The sequence below is a fragment of the Flavobacterium lacus genome (assembly GCF_003268815.1).
GTDB lineage: Bacteria > Bacteroidota > Bacteroidia > Flavobacteriales > Flavobacteriaceae > Flavobacterium > Flavobacterium lacus.
Map to the genome: position 1 here is coordinate 113,074 of NZ_QLSV01000010.1, position 26,065 is coordinate 139,138.

At 34.6% G+C, this 26,065-nt stretch carries 18 protein-coding genes, 2 tRNA genes and 1 pseudogene; 9 read left to right on the forward strand and 12 right to left on the reverse strand.

Translation table 11 applies throughout. The annotated features are described in order from the left end of the window. Positions 1-45 precede the first annotated feature (45 nt). The 4 genes from rpsT to proS all read right to left on the reverse strand — a co-directional run bounded on the left by rpsT (position 46) and on the right by proS (position 2,195). Positions 46-297: a 30S ribosomal protein S20 gene (gene rpsT, locus B0I10_RS11020; protein WP_112086571.1), complete on the reverse strand. Its 252-nt coding sequence runs from the start codon at positions 295-297 to the stop codon at positions 46-48. A gap of 154 nt (positions 298-451) precedes the next feature. Then, positions 452-523: transfer RNA gene (locus tag B0I10_RS11025), tRNA-Glu, on the reverse strand. Between the two features lie 45 nt (positions 524-568). Then, positions 569-640, reverse strand: a tRNA-Glu gene (locus B0I10_RS11030). Between the two features lie 76 nt (positions 641-716). Further along, on the reverse strand, positions 717-2,195 hold the full coding sequence (proS, locus tag B0I10_RS11035) for a proline--tRNA ligase (RefSeq protein WP_112086572.1): 1,479 nt from the start codon (positions 2,193-2,195) through the stop codon (positions 717-719). Between the two features lie 99 nt (positions 2,196-2,294). On the opposite strand from proS, the gene B0I10_RS15690 reads away from it, so the two are divergent. The 5 genes from B0I10_RS15690 (at position 2,295) to B0I10_RS11060 (ending at position 7,087) form a co-directional block, all read left to right on the forward strand. Next, positions 2,295-3,314 carry a hypothetical protein gene (locus B0I10_RS15690; RefSeq protein WP_181456941.1) on the forward strand — a complete coding sequence of 340 codons (1,020 nt, stop codon included), beginning with the start codon at positions 2,295-2,297 and terminating at the stop codon, positions 3,312-3,314. A 76-nt stretch (positions 3,315-3,390) separates the two neighbouring features. Then, the gene (locus B0I10_RS11045) at positions 3,391-4,911 is read left to right on the forward strand and encodes an OmpP1/FadL family transporter (RefSeq protein ID WP_112086573.1); all 1,521 of its coding nucleotides are present in this window, start codon (positions 3,391-3,393) and stop codon (positions 4,909-4,911) included. A gap of 125 nt (positions 4,912-5,036) precedes the next feature. Then, positions 5,037-6,338, forward strand: a complete 1,302-nt coding sequence (gene rimO / locus B0I10_RS11050) for a 30S ribosomal protein S12 methylthiotransferase RimO (RefSeq protein ID WP_112086574.1) — start codon at positions 5,037-5,039, stop codon at positions 6,336-6,338. Between the two features lie 7 nt (positions 6,339-6,345). Next, positions 6,346-6,756, forward strand: a complete 411-nt coding sequence (locus B0I10_RS11055; protein WP_146740347.1) for a hypothetical protein — start codon at positions 6,346-6,348, stop codon at positions 6,754-6,756. Between the two features lie 94 nt (positions 6,757-6,850). Continuing rightward, positions 6,851-7,087 carry a YdcH family protein gene (locus B0I10_RS11060; protein ID WP_112086576.1) on the forward strand — a complete coding sequence of 79 codons (237 nt, stop codon included), beginning with the start codon at positions 6,851-6,853 and terminating at the stop codon, positions 7,085-7,087. Positions 7,088-7,144: 57 nt separating this feature from the next. Here B0I10_RS11060 and B0I10_RS11065 read toward each other — a convergent pair whose 3' ends face one another. The 4 genes from B0I10_RS11065 to B0I10_RS11080 all read right to left on the reverse strand — a co-directional run bounded on the left by B0I10_RS11065 (position 7,145) and on the right by B0I10_RS11080 (position 13,040). After that, entirely contained in the window at positions 7,145-8,686 is a 1,542-nt protein-coding gene (locus tag B0I10_RS11065) for an acyl-CoA carboxylase subunit beta (protein ID WP_112086577.1), read from the reverse strand. 2 nt (positions 8,687-8,688) lie between these two features. Then, positions 8,689-10,131, reverse strand: coding sequence for an acetyl-CoA carboxylase biotin carboxylase subunit (locus B0I10_RS11070; RefSeq protein WP_112086591.1), 1,443 nt, complete (start codon positions 10,129-10,131; stop codon positions 8,689-8,691). Between the two features lie 64 nt (positions 10,132-10,195). Beyond that, a complete protein-coding gene (locus tag B0I10_RS11075) occupies positions 10,196-10,681 on the reverse strand; it encodes an acetyl-CoA carboxylase biotin carboxyl carrier protein subunit (protein WP_112086578.1) in 486 nt (161 codons plus the stop codon). A gap of 154 nt (positions 10,682-10,835) precedes the next feature. Next, complete coding sequence (locus B0I10_RS11080; protein WP_245942984.1) at positions 10,836-13,040, reverse strand: B12-binding domain-containing radical SAM protein; 2,205 nt, start codon at positions 13,038-13,040, stop codon at positions 10,836-10,838. 13 nt (positions 13,041-13,053) lie between these two features. Here B0I10_RS11080 and B0I10_RS11085 point away from each other — a divergent pair, with 13 nt between their 5' ends. Beyond that, positions 13,054-16,647, forward strand: a complete 3,594-nt coding sequence (locus B0I10_RS11085) for a T9SS type B sorting domain-containing protein (RefSeq protein ID WP_146740348.1) — start codon at positions 13,054-13,056, stop codon at positions 16,645-16,647. Between the two features lie 60 nt (positions 16,648-16,707). Here the strand turns inward: B0I10_RS11085 and B0I10_RS11090 are convergent, their stop codons facing one another. The 4 genes from B0I10_RS11090 to B0I10_RS11105 all read right to left on the reverse strand — a co-directional run bounded on the left by B0I10_RS11090 (position 16,708) and on the right by B0I10_RS11105 (position 21,155). Continuing rightward, a complete protein-coding gene (locus B0I10_RS11090) occupies positions 16,708-17,211 on the reverse strand; it encodes a tetratricopeptide repeat protein (RefSeq protein ID WP_112086580.1) in 504 nt (167 codons plus the stop codon). Beyond that, complete coding sequence (prfH, locus tag B0I10_RS11095) at positions 17,195-17,887, reverse strand: peptide chain release factor H (protein WP_112086581.1); 693 nt, start codon at positions 17,885-17,887, stop codon at positions 17,195-17,197. Before prfH ends, B0I10_RS11090 begins: the two co-directional genes overlap by 17 nt. 1 nt (position 17,888) lies before the next feature. Beyond that, positions 17,889-19,280, reverse strand: coding sequence for an RtcB family protein (locus tag B0I10_RS11100; RefSeq protein ID WP_112086582.1), 1,392 nt, complete (start codon positions 19,278-19,280; stop codon positions 17,889-17,891). A 420-nt stretch (positions 19,281-19,700) separates the two neighbouring features. Beyond that, positions 19,701-21,155: a T9SS type A sorting domain-containing protein gene (locus tag B0I10_RS11105; RefSeq protein ID WP_112086583.1), complete on the reverse strand. Its 1,455-nt coding sequence runs from the start codon at positions 21,153-21,155 to the stop codon at positions 19,701-19,703. Between the two features lie 141 nt (positions 21,156-21,296). On the opposite strand from B0I10_RS11105, the gene bshC reads away from it, so the two are divergent. The 3 genes and pseudogenes from bshC to B0I10_RS11120 form a co-directional block, all read left to right on the forward strand. Next, positions 21,297-22,895: a bacillithiol biosynthesis cysteine-adding enzyme BshC gene (bshC, locus tag B0I10_RS11110; protein ID WP_112086584.1), complete on the forward strand. Its 1,599-nt coding sequence runs from the start codon at positions 21,297-21,299 to the stop codon at positions 22,893-22,895. 217 nt (positions 22,896-23,112) lie between these two features. Beyond that, positions 23,113-23,532: a nucleoside-diphosphate kinase gene (locus tag B0I10_RS11115; RefSeq protein WP_112086585.1), complete on the forward strand. Its 420-nt coding sequence runs from the start codon at positions 23,113-23,115 to the stop codon at positions 23,530-23,532. Between the two features lie 485 nt (positions 23,533-24,017). Next, positions 24,018-26,065: pseudogene (locus B0I10_RS11120) on the forward strand (hypothetical protein); the annotation flags it as partial.

A 26,065-nucleotide genomic window follows, 5' to 3' on the forward strand; every position in this document is an offset into this window, starting at 1 on the left:
CTCCGTGAGGAAAGCTTTTTATATTCTGTATGAGGTTGTAACTAATTATAATTTGGCTACGTGCTTCGTTAATTTTGATTTTAAATTAGAGGCTTTATTATCGTGAATGATATTTTTCTTTGCTAATTTATCAATCATAGAAATTACTGAGTTTAACTTTCCAGCTGCATCAGCTTTCTCAGTAGATAATCGTAATGCTTTAATTGCGTTACGAGTTGTTTTGTGCTGGTATTTGTTTAATACTCTTTTCTTTTCGTTGCTTCTTATTCTTTTTAAAGCTGACTTATGATTTGCCATTTTCTTTTAATTTTAGATGTAATAATTTATAAAATACTAGTTAAAAAAGAAAAACCTCCCACATTCACCTAGGCGAACACTTTGGTTTTAACTAATAAAATAAGAATCGAGACACCAATTTTTATTTTATAAAACTAATTTACAACTAATTTTGTAGTCCGTAGGGGAATCGAACCCCTGTTACCAGGATGAAAACCTGGCGTCCTAACCCCTAGACGAACGGACCATTGATTCCTCTAGTTTAAGCTTTTCAATCTATTCATTGAACTTGTAGCCCGTGGGGGAATCGAACCCCCCTTACCAGGATGAAAACCTGGCGTCCTAACCGATAGACGAACGGGCCAATTGCTAATTGCGAGTGCAAAAATACAACTATTTTTTATACTCGCAATAGTTATAAAATATTTTTTTGCTTTTTTTTAATAAGCTTTAGCAAAAAGCACTCTTCCAATCGATGGTTTCCCGCTAAACATGCAAACTCCAGCCTCTTCTACTCTATCCAAAGGAATACAACGAATGGTTGCTTTTGTCAGTTCTTTTATTTTTTCTTCAGTTTCGGGAGTTCCATCCCAATGGGCAGCGAAAAATCCTGCTTTTGAATCTAATAATTCTTTGAATTCTTCAAAACTATTCACCTCCGTAATGTGACTATTTCTGTACTCTAATGCGTTGGCAAACATACTATTCTGAATTGTTTCTAATAAATTTTGAATGTAAATTTCAATACCTTCTTTAGCAACAACTTCTTTGGTTAACGTATCTCTTCTAGCCACTTCAAAAGTACCATTTTCCAAATCATTTGGTCCAATTGCAATTCGCACTGGCACCCCTTTCAATTCGTATTCATTGAATTTAAATCCCGGTTTATGCGTAGTTCTATTGTCAAATTTGACAGAAATTTTTAATTTTCGTAAAGCTGAAACTAATTTATCAACTTCGGTTGTTATCGCATCAAGTTGTTCATCTGATTTATAAATTGGAACAATTACTACTTGAATAGGAGCCAAATTTGGGGGTAGAACTAAACCATTATCGTCAGAATGTGTCATCACCAAAGCCCCCATTAAACGTGTTGAAACTCCCCAAGATGTGCCCCAGACATGTTCTTGTTTTCCTTCTGAAGTTGCAAATTTCACATCAAATGCTTTAGCGAAATTTTGTCCTAAAAAGTGTGAAGTTCCTGCTTGAAGAGCTTTACCGTCTTGCATTAATGCTTCAATACAATACGTCTCAACCGCACCGGCAAAACGTTCGGATTCAGTTTTTACACCTTTTACAACCGGAATTGCCATGAAGTTTTCGGCAAATTCAGCATACACATTCATCATTTTCACAGATTCCTCAATAGCTTCAGCTTTTGTTGCATGAGCGGTGTGTCCTTCTTGCCATAAAAATTCAGCAGTTCGCAAAAACAAACGCGTTCTCATTTCCCACCTTACAACATTTGCCCATTGGTTAATGAGCAAAGGTAAATCTCTGTAGGACTGGATCCAATTTTTATATGTGCTCCAAATAATCGCTTCACTGGTTGGGCGAACAATAAGTTCTTCTTCCAATTTCGCATTAGGATCAACCATTAATTTTCCTTTGTTGTCGGGATCATTTTTCAAACGATAATGCGTCACAATGGCACATTCTTTGGCAAAACCTTCTGCGTTTTTTTCCTCTGCTTCAAACATACTTTTGGGTACAAACAATGGAAAATAGGCATTCGAATGTCCCGTTTCTTTAAACATTCTATCCAATTCGGCTTGCATTTTTTCCCATATTGCATAACCGTAAGGCTTTATTACCATGCAACCTCTAACCCCGGAGTTTTCAGCTAAGTCGGCCTTAACAACAAGTTCATTGTACCACTTTGAATAATCCTCGGATCTTTTTGTTAGGTTTTTGCTCATATTGAATAATTTGGCATAAAAATTGTTTAACTAATTTTAACTAAATAGTTCGGCAAAACTAACTATTTTTGTAATAACAACAATAAAAATGCTACGATTATGAAAACTAATTTTTACCTCAACTCAAAAAATATTACCCGCATAGTTTTATTCTTTTCGGGAATGTTGTTAGTTTCCTGTGGTTCTTATCAAAATTCTTCATATTATGATACTGACGGCGTTTACACAGGGACACAAAGAAACAGACAAGTTGTATCTAACAATGCAGAACAAAATAACACCAATCAGGCCTATCAAAATTATTTTAAATCCAAACAATTAATTGCAGAGGAAGAAGTATTTACCGATGTTGAAGGGTACTCTTCAGTGGAAGATTCATCCGTAACTTCAGAGAGAAATTATGATTCCAATGCGGCTTGGGGTTCAAATCCAGCTTCTGTTACCGTAAATGTTTACGACAATAATTGGGGATGGAATTACTGGAATAATTGGTATGGTCCTGGATGGGGTTGGAATTCATGGTACGGCGGAGGCTGGGGATGGAATGTTGGCTGGGGATGGAATGTTGGTTGGGGATGGAATAATTGGTACGGACCCGGATGGGGATGGGGAAATGGCTGGGGTTGGAACAATGGATGGTATGGTAACGGCTGGAACAATGGATGGTACGGTAACAATTATGCTTACACACGAGGAAGAAGAACTGGAGGTTATTATGGAGACAGAAATAATTCAGGAAGATATAATAACAATAGAACTTCTTACACAACAAGCGGAAGAACATCAACAAGAAATAATATTGGTACAAGAAACTCATCAACACGTTCAAGTCAATTTTCTACACGAAATTCTACAAGAACAAGGGAGTACAACTCCAATAATGTTGGAACAAGAAATCAAAACAATAGTAATAGCAATGTAAGAAATAGTTCCACACGCTCTACTAATTCCGGTACTACTCCAAGTGTGAGAAATCAAGCTCCAACCAGAAGTTCATCTACACCTAACTACTCCGGTTCAAGATCGAATTCAGGTGGTTCGTTTGGTGGAGGTCGTTCATCAGGCGGAGGCGGAGGTGGCCGTTCATCCGGTGGCGGAGGTGGAAGAGGTCGCGGTTAATCAAAAAATAATAAAAAATGCCTGTGTTAAATCTGATTTTTTTCATGGGTATTTTTATGAAAAAAAATAAAAAAACATGAAAAATATTTTTATTACTTCCAGTTTACTTTTTGCATCTTTTTTTTCATTTGCTCAAGAAATAACGCCAAATGAAGGATTGCGGTATGCAATGGATAATTTAACTGGCTCTGCACGATTCAGAGCGATGAGTGGTGCTTTTGGTGCTGTTGGTGGAGACTTGTCGTCCATCAATGTAAATCCAGCCGGTTCTGCTTTTTTTAATTATAATCAGGGAACGATATCGCTGAGTAGTTTTAACACTAGAAATCGTTCTTCCTATTTTGGAACAACTACGGTTGAAAATGATTATGATTTGGATATCAACCAAGCCGGTGCTGTATTTGTTTTCAAAAACAGTAATCCATCAAGCGGATGGAATAAATTCAGTTTGGTACTGAATTATGAAAACAACTCAAATTTTGATAATCAAATCTTTACTCGTGGGGTGAATCCAACAAATTCTATTGATAGCTATTTTTTAAGATTTGCCAATGGACTTCCTAATGAGGGCGGGATTTTTTTAGACGTTCTGGAAACTGCATTTTTAGAAGATTTAAACTTTATAGACCAACAAGCGCTTTTTGGTTACAATGCTTATATGTTCAATCCCGTGGAGAACATCCCTAATAATACTTCTTATGTTTCTAATGTTCCATCAAATTCAAGTTATTATCAAGAAAATTACACTGTAGCAACCGGTTATAATGGAAAACTTACGGGAAACATAGCTACTTCTTACAAAGATAAATTATTTATTGGGTTGAATTTAAATACGCATTTTACAGATTTAACAAACACAATATCCATATTTGAATCGTATGATAGAAATCAGACCACTGGGCTTCGGTCTGTTCAATTTGATACTGAAACCTATACTTTTGGTTCAGGTTTTTCATTCAGCCTTGGAGCCATTGGTAAAATCACCGAAAGTTTAAGAGTTGGTCTATCCTATGAATCGCCTACTTGGTATAACCTCAGAGATGAAGTTAGACAAAGAACGATTACCTATTGTAACGATTGTGCAAGCAACAGTAATCCAATTATTTTTGATCCAAATCTTATCGTTGTTTTTGATTCATATAAACTTCAAACTCCAAGTAAAGTAACCGGAAGTTTAGCTTACATATTTGATAAAAAAGCATTGATTAGTATTGATTATGCAGTAAAAGATTATAGGAACATAACTTTTCGACCGCGGAACGATGACGGATTAGAATCTATAAACAACTTTATGTCGGCTAATTTAGATACCGCTGCAGAAATAAGAGTGGGTGGCGAATTTAAACACAAAGAATGGAGCTTTAGAGCAGGTTATCGATTTGAAGAAAGTCCCTATAAAGTTAACACCGCGATAGGTGATTTAAGCGGAGTTTCAGGAGGTCTTGGCTATGATTTCGGGGTTTCAAGACTAGATTTGGCCTATGCCTATAGTAGGAGAAAAATGGATTTTGATTTAATTAGCTCTGGGCTGAGTGACGCTTCACGATTAACAGCCATCAATAATAATATTACGTTGAGTTATTCGATAAAATTTTAAAAAACAAAGAAAAATTTGAAAAACCATTTGCGTAAAGTGAATGGTTTTTTTTTATTTAATTCGATTAATCACAAATAAAACCGTAATTTTGCATCCCTTTTAAGGTTAAAAAAGAGAATAAAACAATGAGAACCAAATCGTTAAAGAAAAATAAAATCAACGTTATCACCCTTGGATGTTCTAAAAACGTGTATGACAGCGAAGTGTTGATGGGACAACTAAAAGCCAGCGGAAAAGATGTTGTTCATGAGCAAGAAGGCAATATAGTAGTGATAAACACTTGTGGCTTTATTGATAATGCAAAGGCTGAATCGGTCAATACGATTTTGGAATATGTAGAAAAAAAAGAACAAGGAATTGTTGACAAAGTTTTCGTAACAGGTTGTTTATCTGAACGATACAAGCCAGATTTAGAAAAAGAAATCCCTAATGTAGATCAATATTTCGGCACAACCGATTTACCACTTTTACTAAAGGCATTAGGAGCCGATTACAAACACGAATTATTGGGCGAACGATTAACTACTACGCCAAAAAACTTTGCCTATTTAAAAATTGCCGAAGGTTGCGACCGTCCATGTAGTTTTTGTGCCATTCCATTAATGCGTGGAAAGCATGTTTCTCAACCGATTGAAAAGTTAGTGAAAGAAGCGGAAGGTTTAGCAAAGAATGGCGTTAAAGAATTAATTTTAATTGCACAGGATTTAACGTATTACGGTTTAGATTTATATAAAAAGCGAAATTTAGCTGAGCTTTTAGAAAACTTAGTTAAAATTGACGGAATTGAATGGATTCGATTACACTACGCCTTCCCTACCGGATTTCCAATGGATGTATTGGAATTGATGAAAAACGAACCAAAAATTTGTAATTACATTGATATCCCGTTGCAACATATTTCAGATACTATTCTAAAATCGATGCGTCGCGGAACGACGCAGGAAAAAACAACGAAACTTTTAAAAGAATTCAGAAAAGCTGTTCCCGGAATAGCTATCAGAACCACATTAATTGTTGGTTACCCAGGTGAAACTGAAGAAGATTTTCAAATCCTTAAAAATTGGGTGGAGCAAATGCGTTTTGAACGTTTAGGTTGTTTTGCCTATTCGCACGAAGAAAATACACACGCCTACTTGCTTGAAGATGATGTTCCGGCAGAGGTAAAACAACAACGTGCCGCTGAAATCATGGACATTCAATCACAAATTTCATGGGATTTGAATCAGGAAAAAATTGGTGAGACGTTCAAATGCATCATCGACCGTAAAGAAGGCCCTTATTTTGTTGGAAGAACAGAATTTGATAGTCCGGATGTAGACAATGAAGTGTTAATTGATGCTTCTAAATTTTATTTAAAAATAGGCGATTTTAGTATGATAAAAATAATTGATGCTACCGAATTTGATTTATATGGTGAACCAAAATAAAAATAGTATGAAAAAAGTTATACATATATTGTTGATTTTAGGTACTTGCGCAGTTCATTCGCAAGTAGACAGAACTATAGGAAGTTCGCAATACAAAAATACAAACTCATCCAAAGGAGAAAAAATCGACCCAATTGAAAGATCACTTTTGTATTTAAAAGAAACATTAAACCTTGATGCTTTTCAAGAAGCTGCCGTTAAAAGTTATTTAACGGAAAATTTTACTGAAAGCGAAAAAGCAAATAATATACTAACCAACCCGGAAGAAAAAAGAATAAAATTTGACGAATTAAAAAGAATTTTTGATGAAAAAACCAAAAGTATTTTAAATCCAAAACAAATTAAAATTTTTGAAGAATTAAAAGACAAAAACAAAACTAAAGAAAAAAAGAAAAATAAAAAAGAAGAGGAAAATTAGTTCCTCTTTTTTTTATGACCTGACAAATATCATTAAATATTTGTTTTTTAGTTAGTAATTTAGAGGTATAAATTAATAACTAAAACTTTTACTCATGATAAGCAAACACCCTATACTGGAAGAGTTTCCTGACTATTCAGAAAAAATTAAAGATTTATATCATCACAATGAAGAGTTTCAAGTTTTATTGTCTTCGTATCACTTACTTGATAATGAAATTTTTGAAATTGAAAAAGGTGAAATTCCTCTCAATGACGATGAGTTGACTCACAAACGAAAAGATCGTGTTTTTTTGAAAGATGAGATTTATGCTTTTCTACAAAAAGACTAAAAAAAAGTCAGGAAGAATATAAAATCTTCCTGACTTTTTAAATTTTTACTTCTGCAGTTATAATGGAATATTACCATGTTTTCTTTTCGGAAGTTCTACTTCTTTATGCTCCAGCATACTAAACGCTTTCAATAATTTTTTTCTAGTTTCGTTTGGCAAAATTACTTCATCTATAAAACCTCGTTGAGCTGCCCGGTATGGCGTTGCAAATTTTTCTGCATATTCTGACTCTTTCTCAATCAATTTTGCAGCCGGATCTTGGGCTTCGGCAATTTCTTTTTTAAAGATAATTTCACTCGCTCCTTTGGCTCCCATCACTGCAATTTCTGCTGTTGGCCAAGCAAAATTCATATCAGCTCCAATGTGTTTAGAATTCATGACGTCGTACGCACCACCATACGCTTTTCTTGTAATAACGGTAATTCTTGGTACAGTTGCTTCGCTTAACGCATATAATAACTTCGCACCATGACGAATAATTCCCGTCCATTCTTGATCGGTTCCGGGTAAAAATCCGGGAACATCCACTAAAACTAAAAGCGGGATATTAAAACAATCGCAAAAACGCGTAAATCGTGCTGCTTTAACAGAACTATTCACGTCTAAAACTCCAGCTAGATACATGGGTTGATTGGCTACAATTCCGATACTTCGTCCGCCTAAGCGAGCAAAACCAACAATAACGTTTTCGGCATAATTTTTATGAATTTCAAAGAATGAATCTTCATCGATAATTCCTTGAATCACCTCATGCATATCGTAAGGTTTATTCGGATTATCCGGAATAATAGTCATCAATTGTTCTCTAATTTCATCTTCTAAGGCAAAAGGAACTTTTGGTGTTTTTTCTTTGTTACTTTGTGGTAAATAACTCAATAATTTTTTCACATCTTCTAAACATTCCACATCATTGGCAGACGTGGTATGAGCGACTCCCGATTTGGTAGAATGTGTACTGGCACCTCCCAACTCTTCGGAAGTAACCGTTTCGTTGGTTACTGTTTTTACCACATTTGGTCCAGTGACAAACATATAACTGGTGTTTTCAACCATCATCGTAAAATCAGTCATGGCCGGCGAATAAACTGCTCCACCTGCACAGGGTCCCATAATAGCTGAAATCTGCGGAATAATTCCACTTGATTTTACATTACGAAAAAATATATCAGCATAACCTCCTAACGAACGAACTCCTTCTTGAATTCTGGCTCCGCCCGAGTCGTTTAATCCAACCATTGGAGCTCCAGTTTTTAAAGCCATATCCATCACTTTACAAATTTTTTCTGCATGTGTTTCAGACAATGCTCCCCCAAAAACGGTAAAATCTTGGGCGAAAACAAAAATCAATCTTCCGTTAACCGTTCCGTAACCTGTGATTACTCCGTCACCGTAAATTAACTCCTCTTGCATTCCGAAATCGGTGGTGCGGTGTGTAACCAATGCATCAATTTCTTCAAATGAACCTTCATCCATTAAATAATTTACCCGTTCACGAGCCGTTAATTTTTTCTTAGCATGTTGGGTTTCAATTCTTTTTTTTCCTCCACCTAATTTAGCTTCGGCTAATTTATCTTGTAATACTTTTATCTTATCTTCCATGCTTATTGAATTGGTAATCGAACAATTTTTTGGTCTTCTATGTATTGTTTTAAGGCAATTAGAGCCGCTATTTCAGCTTCTTCACTGTGTTGAGCTTTTAACTTTCCGGCATCATAATAATTTTTGACAAAATGCGTATCAAAATTCCCAGAACGGAAAGCGTCGTGCTCACAAACAAATTTTCCGAATGGTAATGTCGTTTGCACTCCTTTTACTTTGTACTGATCAATCGCACTACTCATCAACTGAATAGCTTCTGCTCTTGTTTTACCGAATGTGATCAATTTGGCTAACATCGGATCGTAATAAATCGGCACATCCATGCCTTGTTCAAAACCATTGTCTACCCGAATACCTTCGCCAACTGGCAATTGATAAACCTCTAAATGTCCGACACTTGGCAGAAAATCATTTAACGGATCTTCCGCATAAACACGCAATTCTAACGCATGACCATTGATTTGTAAATCTTCTTGCTTAATTGATAAAACTTCGCCTCTTGCGACACGAATTTGCATTTCAACCAAATCGACTCCCGTAATTAATTCCGTTACCGGATGTTCCACTTGCAAACGCGTATTCATTTCTAAAAAGTAGAAATTAAGGTTTTCATCCAAAAGAAATTCAACAGTTCCTGCTCCAAGATAATCGCAAGATTTGGCAACTAAAACAGCTGCTTCACCCATTTGTTTTCGCAATTCGGGAGTTAAAACCGATGATGGTGCTTCTTCCACTACTTTCTGATGACGGCGTTGAATGCTACATTCTCTTTCAAATAAATACAAAATATTTCCGTGAGCATCCGCCATCACTTGAATTTCAATGTGTCGAGGAGAGGCAACATATTTTTCGATAAACACTGAACCGTCACCAAAAGCAGAAGTTGCTTCACTAATGGCACGATTCATTTGCGACTCAAAATCGGCTTCTTTTTCTACCACTCGCATTCCTTTTCCACCACCTCCGGCAGAGGCTTTGATTAAGATTGGAAAACCAATTTTTGCGGCGACTTCTTTTGCTTTAGCCAAATCAGTAATTGCTTTATCATAACCGGGTACCATCGGAATATCATAGGCTTTTACCGCTTCTTTAGCCGCCAATTTGCTTCCCATAATGTGAATGGCTTTTGATTTTGGCCCGATAAAAATGATGTTATTTTTTTCTGCCTCTTCAGCAAAAGCAGCATTTTCACTTAAAAATCCGTAACCGGGGTGAATGGCATCCACTCCTAATGATTTGGCAACTTCTATGATTTTACTTCCTAATAAATAAGATTGATTGGAGGGTGATTCGCCTATCCAAACTGCTTCATCCGCAAATTTTACGTGAGGTGCATTTCTGTCAATCGTAGAATAAACAGCTACGGTTTTAATTCCCATTTTTTGAGCTGTTTTCATCACTCGAATGGCAATTTCTCCTCGATTGGCCACTAGTATTTTTGTTATTTTTTTTATCATTATTTTACTAATTATTCCATCCAGCTGAAGCTAGATACTATTTATGTAAGCTCTATTCAAATTCAATCAACAATTGTCCTTTGTCCACCGCATCACCTTTGGAAACCGCAATTGATTTGATGATTCCGTCACGAGGAGAAGAAAAACTGTTTTCCATTTTCATGGCTTCCAGAATTAATAAATTATCATTTTTTTTCACTTCTTGACCAACCGAAACATTGATTTCTAAAATTAATCCCGGCATCGGAGCTTTGATGGCATTGACTTGTTTGGTTTTTCCCACTTCAAAACCCATTTCTCTGATTAAAATGTCTAATTCATTCGCTATTTCAATTGTGTAGGAATTCTGATTAACTTCGACAGTGTAAGTCTTTTTAAGAAAATCGGATTCTGTAATTTTTGAAGAAAAAGGTTTGTGATTGTGAAGAATGTGAAATTCTGAAGTTGATGTAATGATTGCATCCAATTGAGAAAGATCTTGTTCTGTTTTATCAAAGGTTTCACTTTGATTGACCGAAAGTCTGAATTTTTGATTCATACGTGTATTTTTGAATGAGGTAAAAATACACAATTATAACGTTTTCGTAAAAGATATTATTGAGAATTTAGCTAATTTAATATAGTTGATATAAATGATTTAAAAATTTAATTTTTTAAACCATTTAGAAATTAAGGTTCATTAAGGTTATAAATTATAAAACCAATAATCCTGCATTACGAAGCGATTTAATTGGTTTAGCATACCAAAATAATTCAAAATCTTCAAAATGAGTTTCAAAATCTTCTTTTAAATGTGAAAAAGTAAGAGTTTTAGAATTGGAGATTGAAATTTTTTCAAGTATTTTCATCAACCAAATTGCTTTTTCTTTTTCTAATGAAATTTCAACTGTTTCAATTTTGGTATGAAAAGTCAATTTCATCATTTCCCACGATTGACCTTTTTTAGATTTTGTAAATAATTCAGAAGATGGCTTTCCTCCTATCCAAACAATTTTTGAAGTCGGTTTAGTGTTGAAATTCTCATCCTTTTCTAAACAAGAAATTATGTAATCCGGAGCAATTTTAGTTTTTGGAATTTTAAAATCAAACCACTCTTGTAACTCATACTCAAAGCAAATGCCGTGCATATAATTAAAGAGTGATTTTTTTAATCCAAAACTGAATTTATCATGATTGATGCCCGTTTTATCGGTAAACTGAATATCATTGTTTGCAAAAGTAATATCGCTTTGTTGCGGAATCACCCCAAATTCCTCAGGAAACATGCCAACTGGAGAATGTGCCGTCATGGCAAATTGATGCCAAAATCCCGATTGCAGAATTCCCAATTCAAACAATTGACGCACCATTTCAAGGCTGTCGATAGTTTCTTGAATAGTTTGTGTGGGATAGCCGTACATCAAATAGGCATGCACCATAATACCTGATTCGGTGAAATTTCTAGTAACTTGGGCCACTTGCTCCACGGTAACCCCTTTTTTAATGAGTTCTAATAATCGGTCGGATGCCACTTCCAATCCGCCGGAAACAGCAATACAGCCTGATGCTTTTAATAGTTGACACAAATCGGTGGTAAAACTTTTTTCAAAGCGAATGTTTGTCCACCAACTTACCGTTAATTTTCGTCGTAAAATTTCTAAGGCTACTTCCCGCATCAAAGCCGGAGGGGCGGCTTCATCCACAAAATGAAATCCGTTTTCGCCGGTTTGAGCGATGAGTTCTTCCATCCGATCGACCAATAATTTGGCAGCGATGGGTTCGTATAATTTAATGTAATCGAGTGAAATATCGCAAAATGTACATTTTCCCCAATAGCAACCATGAGCCATGGTGAGTTTGTTCCAACGACCATCGCTCCATAAACTGTGCATTGGATTGGCAATTTCGATGACCGAAATATAATTATCCAACTGCAAATCGGAATAATCAGGTGTGCCGACTTCGGATTGTTTATAGTCGGGTTGAGTTGAATTGTTTTTGTAGACTACTTCATTATTTTCGAAAAGAAATGTTCTTTTGTATTGATTGGAAGATGGGAGTTGGAAGCTGGATGCCAGAAGTTCAATCGGCAATTCCCCATCATCCAACGTAATAAAATCGAAAAATTCAAAAACACGTTTATCTTTTAAGTCTCTTAATTCAGTGTTAGGAAAACCGCCTCCCATCGCTGTTTTAACGTTGGGAAAATTGGTTTTAATAAATTGAGCACATCGAAAAGCACTATACAAATTTCCCGGAAAAGGAACCGAAAAACAAACCAATTTAGGTTGAATTTCAGTCAGTTTTTGATTTAAAATGGCAAGCGTAATTTCATCAATATACGTTGGTTTTTGATTCAATTGATGGTATAATTCGTCAAAGGAATTGGCACTTCGCCCCAACCGTTCGGCATACCGACTGAACCCGAAATTTTCATCGACACAAGCCACAATATAATCGGATAAATCTTCGAGGTAAAGCGTAGCAAAATGTTTGGCTTTGTCTTGCATTCCCATTGTCCCGAACGCATATTCCATATCATCCAACTGCTCAAAACGAGCGGCTTCGGGTAAAAAATTTCTCGAACAAATTTGACGGGCTAGGGTTTGATTTTTTCCTTTAAGAAAAGCAATTACAGCATCAATGGTTTGGATGTAATCTTGCTTTAATGCATAAATCCTTTGACAGTTTTCATCAACCTGAAACTTCAAACCTGAAACCTGAAACACTTTTTCCAACCCTTTTTTTGAAAAAATTTCCAGAATCACATCAATACCTAAATCCATTTGGAATGAGGAAATGTTTTTGGTATTCAGAAAACCTTTCAAATAAGCCGTTGCTGGATACGGTGTATTCAGTTGGGTGAAAGGTGGGGTTATTAAAAAAATAGTATTATTTTTACAACTTAAATTATTCAAAATTTGTAATTTAATGAAATACTTTATAATTACTTTGCTTTTTTGCCTTATTGGATCTGAGTCATATTCGCAATTTACACCAAGAAAATTTGAAAATAATCAAGGTAGAATTATTGTAGATTCTGTTGAAATTAGCAATATACTTTCAAAAAGAAAATACGAAATAGAATATAATAAAAATTTTAGCAAAAATACAATTTTAGCTCAGAATTCCTATCACTTATGTAGAAATGGCGGTTTTGAAGAATTTGAATTAAATGGAACTGTTTATACTATTCTTGGTTTCGAATACTCCATAACTAATCCTTTGAATCCAACTGAGTGCAGAACTTTGCAAACAGACTCCGATTTAAAAATCCCACAATACAATCCCAATTTCCTTAATGTAATGTCAACCTCGGTACCTTCAAATTATATTGATGAATTTATTGGGAATATTAATGGTTTTGACCAATATGTATTAAAAGTTAATCACAAGAATTCATACAATACGTCAAGTGTAATTCAAGGGAAACGTTTTAAAACCAACAACGAAAACCTATTTAAATTCAACTATAAAGCTGTTTTACAAAGCATAAATGAGCCAGGCCATGACAATGAACAACCTTTTTTTAAAGTTCGAATTTTAAAAAACAATGGCACCGTTGTAAGTGAATTTTGTTTGATTGGAGATCCAAATAATTGCATTTTTACACAAGCACCAACATTAGCGGGAGGGAGCATTGTTTTATATAATAGTAATTGGCAATCTGGTATTTTAGACATTTCAGGATTAGATAATAACGAAGAATTTATAGTGGAATTTATTGGCTCAAGATGTGGATTAGGTGGTCATTTTGGGTATGTGTATATTGATGATATTTGTTTATTGCAAAGCAGTGAAAATTTACAAGGAAGTATTGAATTAAACCCTTTATATAAAGTTTGTCCAACTTTTCCAATATCTGTTTGTGGTACTTTTACTTTACCTAATTCAGGGGGGATTAGTTCAAGTGTAGCTTCAATTACTTTAAATGTTTTAAACGAAAATAATTCTGTCGTATATACAAATTCAAACCCAACAATTAATTTGGTTAATCAAACATTTTGTTTTGATTTGGTAGCAACCAACCTTCCAAATATAACCACGGGTAATTATAATGTTAATGTTACGATTAACTTTACTATTTCTGACACAAATTGTGATGGAACAAGTTTTAATTCGGCGTTTGATGATGACGCAAATCCGGGTTGGGATATTACTTTTCTAAATTGTAATGCTACTTGTGATTTTACTGTTACTCCAGCAACACTTACATCTTGTGACGGTAATAATGACGGAAAAGATTTTTTTAATTTAGAATTAGCAAATTCTCAACTCACATCAGATTCTACCGGGATAACATTTACCTATCATTCAAATTATAATGGTGCTTTTGCGAACACGAATCCTATTGCAACACCTACTGCATATGAAAGTTATACTGCTTTTATTTTTGTTCGATTAACTAAAGATGCTACTTGTTTTAAAATTATCACAATCCAATTAAATGTGCGAAATCCGCAGGCAACCATTTCAGGTATTTTAAATGTCTGTAGTGGCAGCACTGTTTTAACAGCCTCATCAGGCGGGAGTTATCTTTGGTCAAATGGAGCCACGACGCAAAGTACAACTGTTACCTCAACGGGATCCTATTCTGTTAGTGTAACAGATAGTTTTGGTTGTAATTCGGTGGCAACAATTTCTATACTGCCCAATCAAACAGCCGTTTTGCCTGATTTGCTAATTACACAGCCAACGTGTAGTACTTCCACAGGTAGTATAACTGTAACTTCTTCCGCCTCTCAAATTAGTTACGATGGAGGCCTTACATGGTCAACAAATCCTCAAGCCAACAACTTATCTGTAGGAACGTACAGTGTTAGAATAAGAACAGCCGCAGGATGTGAATCGTTCAATTCCACTGTAAACATAGTTCCCTTTTTTAACACATATCCTAGCTTGAATTTCGAACAACCAACAATCTGTGGGGATTTAGGAACAATAACAATTACCTCCTCCGCATCAGAATATAGTTTTGATGATGGTGCAACCTGGACCACCAATAATGTTTTGACAAATGCAATACCGGGAAATTATTTTATTCGAACAAAAGATAGTCAGGGATGCATTTCAAACCCGAATTTAGTTATAATTTACGCTGAATTTTTAAATAATCCTGACTATATTTTTAATCATCCTTACTGCGGAACATTAGGTAGTATCATCTTTACTACAGAAGCAGCCGAATATAGCATTGATGCCGGTGCAAATTGGCAAACTTCAAATGAATTTCTAAATTTAGATATCGGTAGTTATGTTTTGAAAATAAAAAATGATTTAGGCTGTACCTCCCCAAATGACTATGTTTATTTATATAATTTTGAAGACACTTACACGGCTTTCGTGATAGACCATGCCGGTTGCAATAAATATGCGACGCTCACAATTACAACATTTGGAGAAGAATATAGCTTTGACGGAGGAGCAACTTGGACAACAAATAATACGATAACTAATATTAATGGTCCACTAATTTTTCAAGTTATTGCAAAAAAAGACAATTGTTTTTCCATTCAATCATCAGCAAATGTTTATAGCTCATTTTTACCATTACCTATAGTAACTGATTTTAATTCTTTAGTTTGCGATAATTTTAATAACGGAACAGAAAACATTGATTTATCACAATTTAATAGTCAGCTAACTCTTGATCCGTCTATTATGAACTTTAACTATTTCACTACACTAAATGGAGCTATGTCGAATAACTTTTCTGATTATATAGCGAATTACACCGCTTATAATTTGACAAGTACGGAAACATCAATTTATGTAAAAATAATTGATTCCAACTCATGTTTTAGCATTGCAAAACTTGATCTTACACTGATTCTATCACCCATAATTAATCTTGAACCACTTTATTATTTGTGTGAAGATAGAACGGTAACTGTTACATGTAATTCCGTTCACGATGGCTACAGTTGGTCAACAGGAGAAACGACTAATTCAATTGTTATCAACCAACCCGGAATTTATACATTAACAACAACTGAATTTCATGGACAAATTGTATGCTCTAGTACTCAAAGTTTTGACATCGTTTTATCTAATCCTGCAACAATCACCTACATAGAAACAAAAGACTGGACAACTAGTGAAAACATTATTCAAATTGATGCAACCGGATTAGGTAATTATGAATATTCTTTAGATGATATAAATTTTCAGGATTCTAATCTTTTCACTAATTTGCTGAGTGGAGAATATACCGTTTTTGTTCGTGATAAAAATGGATGTGGAACAGTTGACCAAGAAGTTTTTTTATTAATGTATCCACTATTTTTCACACCTAATGGTGATGGATATAACGACAAATGGAAAATAAAATTTTCTGAAACAGAACCTAATTTGACTGTTAAAATATTTGATAGACACGGCAAATTCATCAAACAATTAGGTGCAAATTCTGAAGGTTGGGATGGAACTTTTCTTGGCAGAGATCTCCCTTCCAGCGATTATTGGTTTGTTGTAACTCGACAAAACGGGACAGAATACCGTGGACATTTTTCATTGAAAAGATAGTTTTATTAAAACATCATAAACTATAAAAATAAAAGAAAGACACATCCCTGTGCCTTTCTCCTACTTCCTCTTTTTCTTTTTGGAATTCGTTTCCAATTTAGATTTTAATCGCTTTTCTGTTTCCTCAATTTGGTAATTATGTTCAGACACGATTAATTCCAGTTTTACTTTTTTAAGCAATTTTAACGCTTTTTTAAACGCTAATTGTCTTTCTAAAAGAGAAACCAACTTTAATTTAATTTCAACTTTCTTAACTCCTTTAATGGTTTGAGCAAAATCGATTAATTTCTGAGCTTCTTCAAAATCTTCATTCAAAAGCAAGGTTTCGATATAATGCGGATATACTTCTAACGCATGAATATCAATCGAAATGGCTTGCTGAAAATAATTCTTAGCTCCTTCATAATCCTGCAATTGTTCGGCATGAATTCGTCCATATAAACATAAAGCCGTTGTATTTTTATCATCATACGACAACGCATAATCCAACGATTCAATAGTGCCTTCTAGCCAATACGGATAATTATCCAAGGCTTGAAAAAGATATTTATCTACTGATTTCATTTTTTAATTCTTTTTTTAATTGTTCTCTTTTTGTTTTGTAAGAAGCAACTACTTTTTGTTTTTTTAAATCGGAACCTTCAAAAACCCGTACTGGATTACCTCGTTGCACTTGTGTTTGATTCATCCAAGTTGTTTGAAATTGAGTTTTCAATTTTTTAATTTCTTCCTCTTCTAATTTTAACAATAATCGCTCTCTCGCTGTCTTTTTGTTTTGATGCTGTGACCTCGAATCCATACAAACTGTAGAAATTCCGGTAGGAATATGTGTCGCACGAATTGCCGAACTCACTTTGTTCACATGTTGACCGCCAGCTCCTGAACTTCGCATAGCCTGATAGTGAATATCCGACTCATTAATTTGACTTTCACTTATAGGAGGAATTTCAAAAACGCCAATAAACCAATTTTTCCGTTTATGGAATTTTCTAAATTGACTCTGCCCTATCCATTGAATTGTTCCAATCCATAAATTAGCAAACTCCTGAACCCTATTTCCCTCCAATTTAATGATGGCAGACTCTATTGTTCCATTTTCAATTCCTTGTTCGCGTTCAATAACGAAACATTTCAGGCTGAATTCGTTGGCTTCATCTAACATTTTCTTCAGTACTTGAGCAACAACCCAAGTACATTCCGCCGGACCTCTTCCGGCGGTAATTTGAATTATTTTTTCCATATTATTTATCCATTCTAACGATTTTTGGTGTAAAAGTTCCCAATACTTCTACCAATTCGGTTTGCAAATTCATTACCGTATTGATGTTTTTGTAAGCCATCGGGGCTTCGTCAATGCCACCTCCAATCAATTGTACATCATGCTCTTTGAGCACCTTTTTAATTTCACTTTGCGTGAATTTCGTTTTGCATTTCGCTCTGGAAAAAAGTCGGCCTGCACCATGCGAAGCAGAATTCAAACTCGCTTCATTTCCTTTACCTCGAACAATAAATCCGGGTGCAGTCATCGAGCCCGGAATGATTCCTAATTTTCCTTTTTCTGCCGGTGTTGCTCCTTTTCGATGAACGATGCATTCTTTACCGTCAACCATTTCTTTCCAAGCAAAATTGTGATGGTTTTCGATGGTTAAAGCGATTCGTTTGCCTAATGCTTTAGCTATTCTTCGATGAATGTCGTCGTGACAAGCTTTGGCATATTCTCCGGCTAAATTCATAGCCAACCAATATTCCTGACCGTCATGCGAATTCAAATCAAGCCAAGCCAAATGCTGCACATTTTTTGGTAAAGGACATTGTTTTGTTGCTAAATACGTATAATGTTTAGCAATGTTTGCCCCTAAACCACGTGAACCACTGTGTGACAAAACTGCCAAATACTCTTTTGCTTCGAGTTTCCATTCAGGTAATGTTTCATTGAACTTAACAATACCAAATTCCACAAAATGATTACCTCCACCCGAAGTACCTAATTGCTTGTATGCCTTGTCCAACAATTGCTTCAACAACGGAATGTTTTGAAATTCATCTTTGTAAAACACTTCATGATCTGCTTTGATTTGATGTGTTTCACTCATCCCAAATTTGGTATTGTCTTTTAAAACTGCCAGTAGTTGATGATCTTTTCCTTTTAAATAAGAAGCAGGTAAATCAAAAACCGACAAGCTCATTCGACATCCGATATCAACCCCAACTCCATACGGAATTATTGCATTATCAGTGGCTAAAACCCCGCCAATTGGCAATCCGTAACCGGAATGAGCATCGGGCATCAAAGCACCTTTTACAGCGATTGGCAGTTTTAATGCATCATACAATTGAAACTTTGCCTGTTCATCAATTTCATTTTCTCCAAAAATTGAAAAAGGTGCTCTAGTAGTTTTCAATTGATTGAACTTTACTTGAACAGGATTTACTAATCCTTCCGCCACCTTTCCCCAAGTGCCGTGACCTTTGAATTTTTCAGGATAAAGCAACACTTCTTTTGCTTCGGTTAAAATGCTTTCCTTTTTTTCTTTTTTTCTATATCTATTTATTTGCCCTAGAGCAATATTTATTGAATTATTTTTTGGGAAGCCTAATTTTATAAGGTCTTTCCCAGAGAGTTTATTTCCCATGATTATTTTAAATTTTTTGTTTTAAGGCAATGAAATAGCTTTCTCCAAATGGAAAAAATCAATTGCCAACCTTTTATTCACATTGGAATAAATAGCGTTTCAGAAAATTTCAGGAAAGTTTGTCGTAATTATTAAGCACAAAAAAACCCGAAACTATTTATCTTCGGGCTTTTCATATTTATTTTGTAAATTACTATGATTGCGTTAAGCCACGAAGAAGAGCCACACCAGTTCCAACTGACGCATTGCTTTGAGGTAAAGATTTAAATACTCGCATTTCTTCGTTTTTTTTTAAGAGTTATTATTTTAACTGCACAAATTTTCAGAAATTATTTTTAATAATCCAAATTTTTGTTAACATTTTTTTAAGATTTATAAAACTCATTCAATTTCAAACCTATTCTAAATTAATTTGACTGCTTATTTTTTAATGATTTTTTGATACATAGTACTATTATCAGAGCTAATAATTCTACAAAAATAAATTCCGGAATTCAAGTGTGTAATATCAATTTCAGAAACATTTGAATTATTTTCAAAAACTTTTTTACCAATACCATCATAAATTTCAATGGACGCAACTTCACTATTTTTAGAGTAAATTTTTACTATTCCATCGGTTGGGTTTGGATGAACAATAAAATTACTAGTTTCAAATTCGTTGATTCCTAACGTAACATCAAGCATATATGCACCTCCATTTGGAGCCATAACGGGATGTGTCCAATATTCTGTTGAATTTCCGAATAAAACTTTATTACCTTTTGCTAAAATAAAACGCCCAAAATTATCATTTGTATAAGAACTCATACCAGCATAAGTACTGTTGTAACTCCAACTGCCATTTTCATAAACAAAATGGAAGACCGGATTTTTGCGTTCCACCATCAAAATATACTCTCCTGTTGGAACAATAAACATATTATTTCCCTCTACCTTTACCTTATATTTGTAATAATCTCCTTCCTGAAATACAAAATCTTCAACAAAATTCCATTCAGGTGTAATATCAGACCAATTATAAATTTTAATCATTTTTAAACCTAAAAAATCATTCTCGGTATCATTGAGATGGTATAAATACAATTTTCCATTTGATAAACTGACACGATCAGAATGAAGAAGTCTTAATTCTGGATTATATACAAACGAAACATTCGGCATCAATGTACTATTTACCAATTCCCAATTAGAACTTTCCAGATTAAAAGTAGTAATAAAATCACCAGTTGAATTGGTTGAAGTAGTTACCAACATGTCATTCTCAATCTCTAATAACGTTCCAAATCCTGAATTTCCGGAAACTCCGGCTAAAGTTTGCTGAAGTGAAAAAGTATCACCACTTTGGTTGTAAATGTAAACTGCTCCATCGTTTATTGCTGCATCTCCATTTTCATCATAACCAAAAGCTGTAATAAACAATTGATTGTTATGTACTTTTATATTCGTACCAAAATAATCATTTTCGTGTTGAGTTGAAGGTTGAATTTTCAATAAGTACTCCCAATTTCCATTTACTTTTTTGAAAACATATACCGCACCACCATTTTCAACATTGGTATTATTTCTGATAGAACCAACAAACAGATAATCATCCGTCATTTCAATTGCACCTCCAAAATTTTGATTGGCCTCAGGAGAATCGATTGTTCCGTTTGGAGTAATCCCTGATGAATCTGTATTAAAAAGATATAATTTAGAAACACCAATTGGAGGCATTGCATCTTGACCAGCGACCACAATTTCAGTGTCGTTGAAACTACCACTGCCACCAAAACCGTAAACAGTTGAAAAATTTTCAGGCTCAATTCTAACTAAACTTTGACTAAAAGAATGAACAGAAATTAATAAGGTAAGAATGTAAAGTTTTTTCATAAGAAACTAGTTTACTGACAAATTTAACGAAAAAAGCATATCAAATTTTAAAATAGTGGTAAGAGTTATCTTTTCCTAACCATTTGTTAAACCCCTTTTCACTACTTTTATTTTCGTTATTTTTACGAAAACTTTAAAACTATGCCAACCGACTGTCTCAGCTATCAAGAATCCGGATATTTCTCTACGCTAATCACTGATTATCTGAATGAAAAACCGGAGCTGAAAGCCTTGTATCATCGTTTTCCGAATCTGGAAAATTTTAAGTTACAGTTGGAGGAAAAAGGAAATAGTTTCATTGGCAATGACAATTTCAAGAGGGAAGTTTTGATTTCTGTTTTGGAAAAACAATACGAATCGATTGCGATTTCTAAAGAAACAAAGCAGAACATTCAAAATTTAATCAATCCAAAAACTTTTTCGATTACAACAGGTCATCAGTTGAATTTGTTTACAGGACCACTGTATTTTTTATATAAAATTGTTTCGACAATTAATTTGTGTAAAGAATTAAAAAATGAATTTTCTGAACACAATTTTATTCCAATTTATTGGATGGCAACGGAAGATCACGATTTTGATGAAATCAATTATTTTAATTTTAAACATAAAAAAATCAGTTGGAATAGGGAAAGTTTTGGACCGGTTGGACGATTATCAACCGATGGTATAGAAGACGTTTTCGCATTTTTTGAATCGGAAATTGGTTTAGGAAATAATGCTGAAAGTCTAAAAAATTTATTTAAAAAAGCCTATTTAGAACATAACACGTTAGCGGATGCAACTCGCTTTTTAGCGAACGAATTGTTTTCGTCCGAAGGATTGGTAATAATTGATGCCGATGATGCTGATTTGAAAAAATCGTTTATTCCTTATATTAAAAATGAACTGATACATCAAACGGCTTTTGCTAAAGTGAATGAAACCACTCCTTTGCTGGAATCGTATTCGGTTCAAGTGAATCCGCGGGAAATTAATTTGTTTTATATCGAAGATCATTTGCGGGAACGAATTGTTTTTGAAAACGGAAGTTATGCCGTTTTGAATACAAAACTGACTTTTTCGGAAGAAGAAATTTTGAAAGAAGTAGAAAACCATCCGGAAAAATTTAGTCCGAATGTTTTGTTGCGACCGTTGTATCAAGAAGTCATTTTGCCGAATTTGTGCTACATCGGCGGCGGTGGAGAATTGGCATATTGGTTGGAATTAAAATCGTTTTTTGAAAGTCAGAATGTTACTTTTCCGATATTGTTACTTCGTAATTCGGTTTTGCTAGCGACTGAAAAACAAGCGGCAAAAGCGGATAAATTGCAATTGACTTGGCGAGATTTATTTTTGAATCAGCAAGAATTATTCAATCAGAAAACAAAACTACTTTCTGAGTTTACGATCGATTTTTCAACTCAAAAAGAAGTGTTGAAAAAGCAATTTGAAGAGTTACATAAAATAGCGGAAGCTACCGATAAATCGTTTTTAGGAGCTGTAAAAGCTCAAGAAACTAAGCAAATAAAAGGTTTGGAAAATTTAGAAAAACGATTACTGAAAGCTGAAAAACGAGTTCACCAAGAACATTTAAATCGAATTATTTCGTTGCAAAATGAATTATTTCCAAACCAAAGTTTACAAGAACGAAAAGTAAATTTTACTGAGTTTTATGTGGAATATGGGGAAGAATTGATTGAAAAATTATTGAAGGGATTAAAACCGTTGGAGATGGAATTTGAGGTGGTGGTTTTGTAAAACTGTATCTTTAAACGGCTTACCTCCTAGCCCCGATTGCAGTGGAAATCTTTTTGTTGGTGAGCTTTGCTCATGGACAAAAAATTGGAACGGAAAGCGGGAACATGGATTCCTGAAAAAGCCCAAGCCATTCGCTGCCAAAAAAACTTGAAACCTGAAACTTGAAACTTCAAACAAAAAACCTACCTTTGCACCCGAATTTAAACAGCAAATTACAATGGCAACAAATAGAACTTTTACAATGATTAAGCCGGATGGCGTTGAAAACGGTCACATCGGTGGGATTTTGAATATGATTACGGAAGGTGGTTTCAGAATCGTAGCAATGAAATTAACGCAATTAACGGTGGCTGATGCGAAGGCTTTTTATGCTGTTCACGCTGAAAGACCTTTTTATGGTGAATTGGTAGAATTTATGACGCGTGGTCCAATTGTTGCGGCTATTTTGGAAAAAGAAAACGCTGTGGAAGACTTTAGAACGTTAATTGGTGCTACTAATCCAGCGAATGCTGCTGAAGGAACTATTCGTAAAAAATATGCTACTTCTATGGGCGAAAATGCGGTTCATGGTTCTGACTCGGATGAAAATGCAGCCATTGAAAGTGCTTTTCATTTTGCAGGAAGAGAGATGTTTTAGGTTATCGGTTATTGGTTATCGGTTATCGGTTATCGGTTATCGGTTATCGGAAAAATACAAAAAATCCCATTTCAAGTTGAAGTGGGATTTTTTGTTTTTTAACTTTACTAAACTTTATATTATTTACAATAAATTTACCATAAATTAACACATTTTAATAAAAACAATTGTTAAAATTACACATAATAGATTAAATGTTGCATTTCGTCGATTTTATTTGTTGTAATGACAAAATTAATAGAATTTAGCTTCTGTACCACCAAAGTTACCCCAACTTTATTTCAAAAACAAATTCAAAGACTTTACTCGATTGCTAAAGTTTTGATTCCTACATTTTAATTTATTTTAAAACAATTAACTAATCAATTTAGCTAAATAAATTGCCTATGAAGTAAACTTTATTCAACCACCGCTCCCCCCAAATACGAAAATCTACTTTTAATAAATAATTCAACCCAGAATTTAATTAGATAAAATTAATTCGTATGAAATTAACCAATGTAAAATTAATTCGTACTAACTTTTTGAATTTGATTTTAGTTGTTTTACTAACTTTTTTTAGTTCCTCAAACACTTCTATCTATTCTCAATTCAGTACTTTAACTGTAGAGTGCGGTGATCCAATTCCACCGTATTCTCCGAGAAACCAAAATTCCACACCGTGGTGTTATACCTTTAATTTAGGTCATGGTCAATCTCGCATGTACACTAGTTCATCTGAACTGAACTTAGCATCAAATCAATCTAAATTTGTTTTCAATAACATACTTGATGCCAATAATTCAAGTTTTATTGCTGAAAAAACAGATTTCATTGAAAATAATGACGGAACGGCTTTGCTCTTCGGAACAATTGTTAATTCTGCACAAAAAGATCTAGCTTTCAATTATGCATTTTGGTTAACAAAGAAAAAACCAAACAGCAATACTAAAAGTAATGCTGATAATTTAGCTCGGCAATTTGGAATAAACTATGATAATCTAAATGAATATGTCATTGATGTATCTAAAACAAATTCTCTGACGGGAATTAATGGATACGAAGGTTCAACACTTAAATTAACCAATAATGAAAATGTACTTTACGCTACCACAACCAAATCTAACAATGACGAAATAGCTGTTGTAGGTAATTTTACTTTTGATGGTTTACTTGCTGAAAGAGGCATTGAAAAACAAGTTTCGAATCTTAATGTAAACTTCTTTTCAAGAATTAAATTTTTTGTTTGTCCCGTTATCGACCCTTGCCATCAAACTTTAGTAAGAGTTTGTTTAGTATATAACTGGCATTTTTGTATTGCGATAAATATACAAATCATTAATGTTGTTGACACAACTCCGCCAACTTTTAACGAAAATCTTCCCCAAGACCTTGCTGTAAGTTGTTCAAGTAATATTCCAAGTGCACCAACACTTACTGCCACAGATGCCTGCACTAATGCTGAAGTTTCATTTAAAGAAGTTGTTTCAGGTGAAGGTTGTTCCTATGAAATTTACCGTATTTGGACAGCCGAAGACGAGTGTGGTAATATCACCGTGCACAAACAAACAATTGTAGTGAATGACACGGTTGCTCCAACTTTTGTAGAAAATTTACCTGCCGATGTAGCTGTCTCTTGTGATGCTATTCCGGCTGTTCCTGTGTTAACAGCTACTGATAATTGTGGAACTGCTGAAGTTTCTTTCAAAGAAGTTAACTCCGGTGAAGGTTGTTCCTATGAAATTTACCGTATTTGGACAGCCGAAGACGAGTGTGGTAATATCACCGTGCACAAACAAACAATTGTAGTAAATGATACGGTTGCTCCTGCTTTTGTAGAAAATTTACCTGCCGATGTAGCTGTCTCTTGTGATGCTATTCCGGCTGTTCCTGTGTTAACAGCTACTGATAATTGTGGAACTGCTGAAGTTTCTTTCAAAGAAGTTAACTCTGGTGAAGGTTGTTCTTATGAAATTTACCGTATTTGGACAGCCGAAGACGAGTGCGGCAATATCACCGTGCACAAACAAACAATTGTAGTAAATGATACGGTTGCTCCTGCTTTTGTAGAAGAACTTCCAATGGATATGACGGTAGAATGTGATGCTGTTCCAATGGCTGTTACTTTAACTGCTACAGACAACTGTGGAACTGCCGAGGTTTCTTTCAAACAAACCAGAACCGATGGAAATTGTCCTTCGAACTATACGTTAGTTAGAGTATGGACAGCTGAGGATGAGTGTGGAAACACAACTGTTCACAAACAAACCATCTCGGTTCAAGATACAACAGCTCCTGCTTTTGTAGAAGAACTTCCAATGGATATGACGGTAGAATGTGATGCTGTTCCAATGGCTGTTACTTTAACTGCTACAGACAACTGTGGAACTGCCGAGGTTTCTTTCAAACAAACCAGAACTGATGGTAACTGTCCTTCGAACTATACGTTAGTTAGAGTATGGACAGCTGAGGATGAGTGTGGAAACACAACTGTTCACAAACAAACCATCACAGTTCAAGATACGACAGCTCCTGCTTTTGTAGAAGAACTTCC

Bases quoted from the DNA above. Each gene is read 5' to 3' on its own strand.
- rpsT (WP_112086571.1), bottom strand. From the start codon at position 297: ATGGCAAATCATAAGTCAGCTTTAAAAAGAATAAGAAGCAACGAAAAG.
- proS (WP_112086572.1), bottom strand. From the start codon at position 2,195: ATGAGCAAAAACCTAACAAAAAGATCCGAGGATTATTCAAAGTGGTAC.
- B0I10_RS15690 (WP_181456941.1), top strand. From the start codon at position 2,295: ATGAAAACTAATTTTTACCTCAACTCAAAAAATATTACCCGCATAGTT.
- B0I10_RS11045 (WP_112086573.1), top strand. From the start codon at position 3,391: ATGAAAAATATTTTTATTACTTCCAGTTTACTTTTTGCATCTTTTTTT.
- rimO (WP_112086574.1), top strand. From the start codon at position 5,037: ATGAGAACCAAATCGTTAAAGAAAAATAAAATCAACGTTATCACCCTT.
- B0I10_RS11055 (WP_146740347.1), top strand. From the start codon at position 6,346: ATGAAAAAAGTTATACATATATTGTTGATTTTAGGTACTTGCGCAGTT.
- B0I10_RS11060 (WP_112086576.1), top strand. From the start codon at position 6,851: ATGATAAGCAAACACCCTATACTGGAAGAGTTTCCTGACTATTCAGAA.
- B0I10_RS11065 (WP_112086577.1), bottom strand. From the start codon at position 8,686: ATGGAAGATAAGATAAAAGTATTACAAGATAAATTAGCCGAAGCTAAA.
- B0I10_RS11075 (WP_112086578.1), bottom strand. From the start codon at position 10,681: ATGAATCAAAAATTCAGACTTTCGGTCAATCAAAGTGAAACCTTTGAT.
- B0I10_RS11085 (WP_146740348.1), top strand. From the start codon at position 13,054: ATGAAATACTTTATAATTACTTTGCTTTTTTGCCTTATTGGATCTGAG.
- B0I10_RS11090 (WP_112086580.1), bottom strand. From the start codon at position 17,211: ATGAAATCAGTAGATAAATATCTTTTTCAAGCCTTGGATAATTATCCG.
- prfH (WP_112086581.1), bottom strand. From the start codon at position 17,887: ATGGAAAAAATAATTCAAATTACCGCCGGAAGAGGTCCGGCGGAATGT.
- B0I10_RS11100 (WP_112086582.1), bottom strand. From the start codon at position 19,280: ATGGGAAATAAACTCTCTGGGAAAGACCTTATAAAATTAGGCTTCCCA.
- B0I10_RS11105 (WP_112086583.1), bottom strand. From the start codon at position 21,155: ATGAAAAAACTTTACATTCTTACCTTATTAATTTCTGTTCATTCTTTT.
- bshC (WP_112086584.1), top strand. From the start codon at position 21,297: ATGCCAACCGACTGTCTCAGCTATCAAGAATCCGGATATTTCTCTACG.
- B0I10_RS11115 (WP_112086585.1), top strand. From the start codon at position 23,113: ATGGCAACAAATAGAACTTTTACAATGATTAAGCCGGATGGCGTTGAA.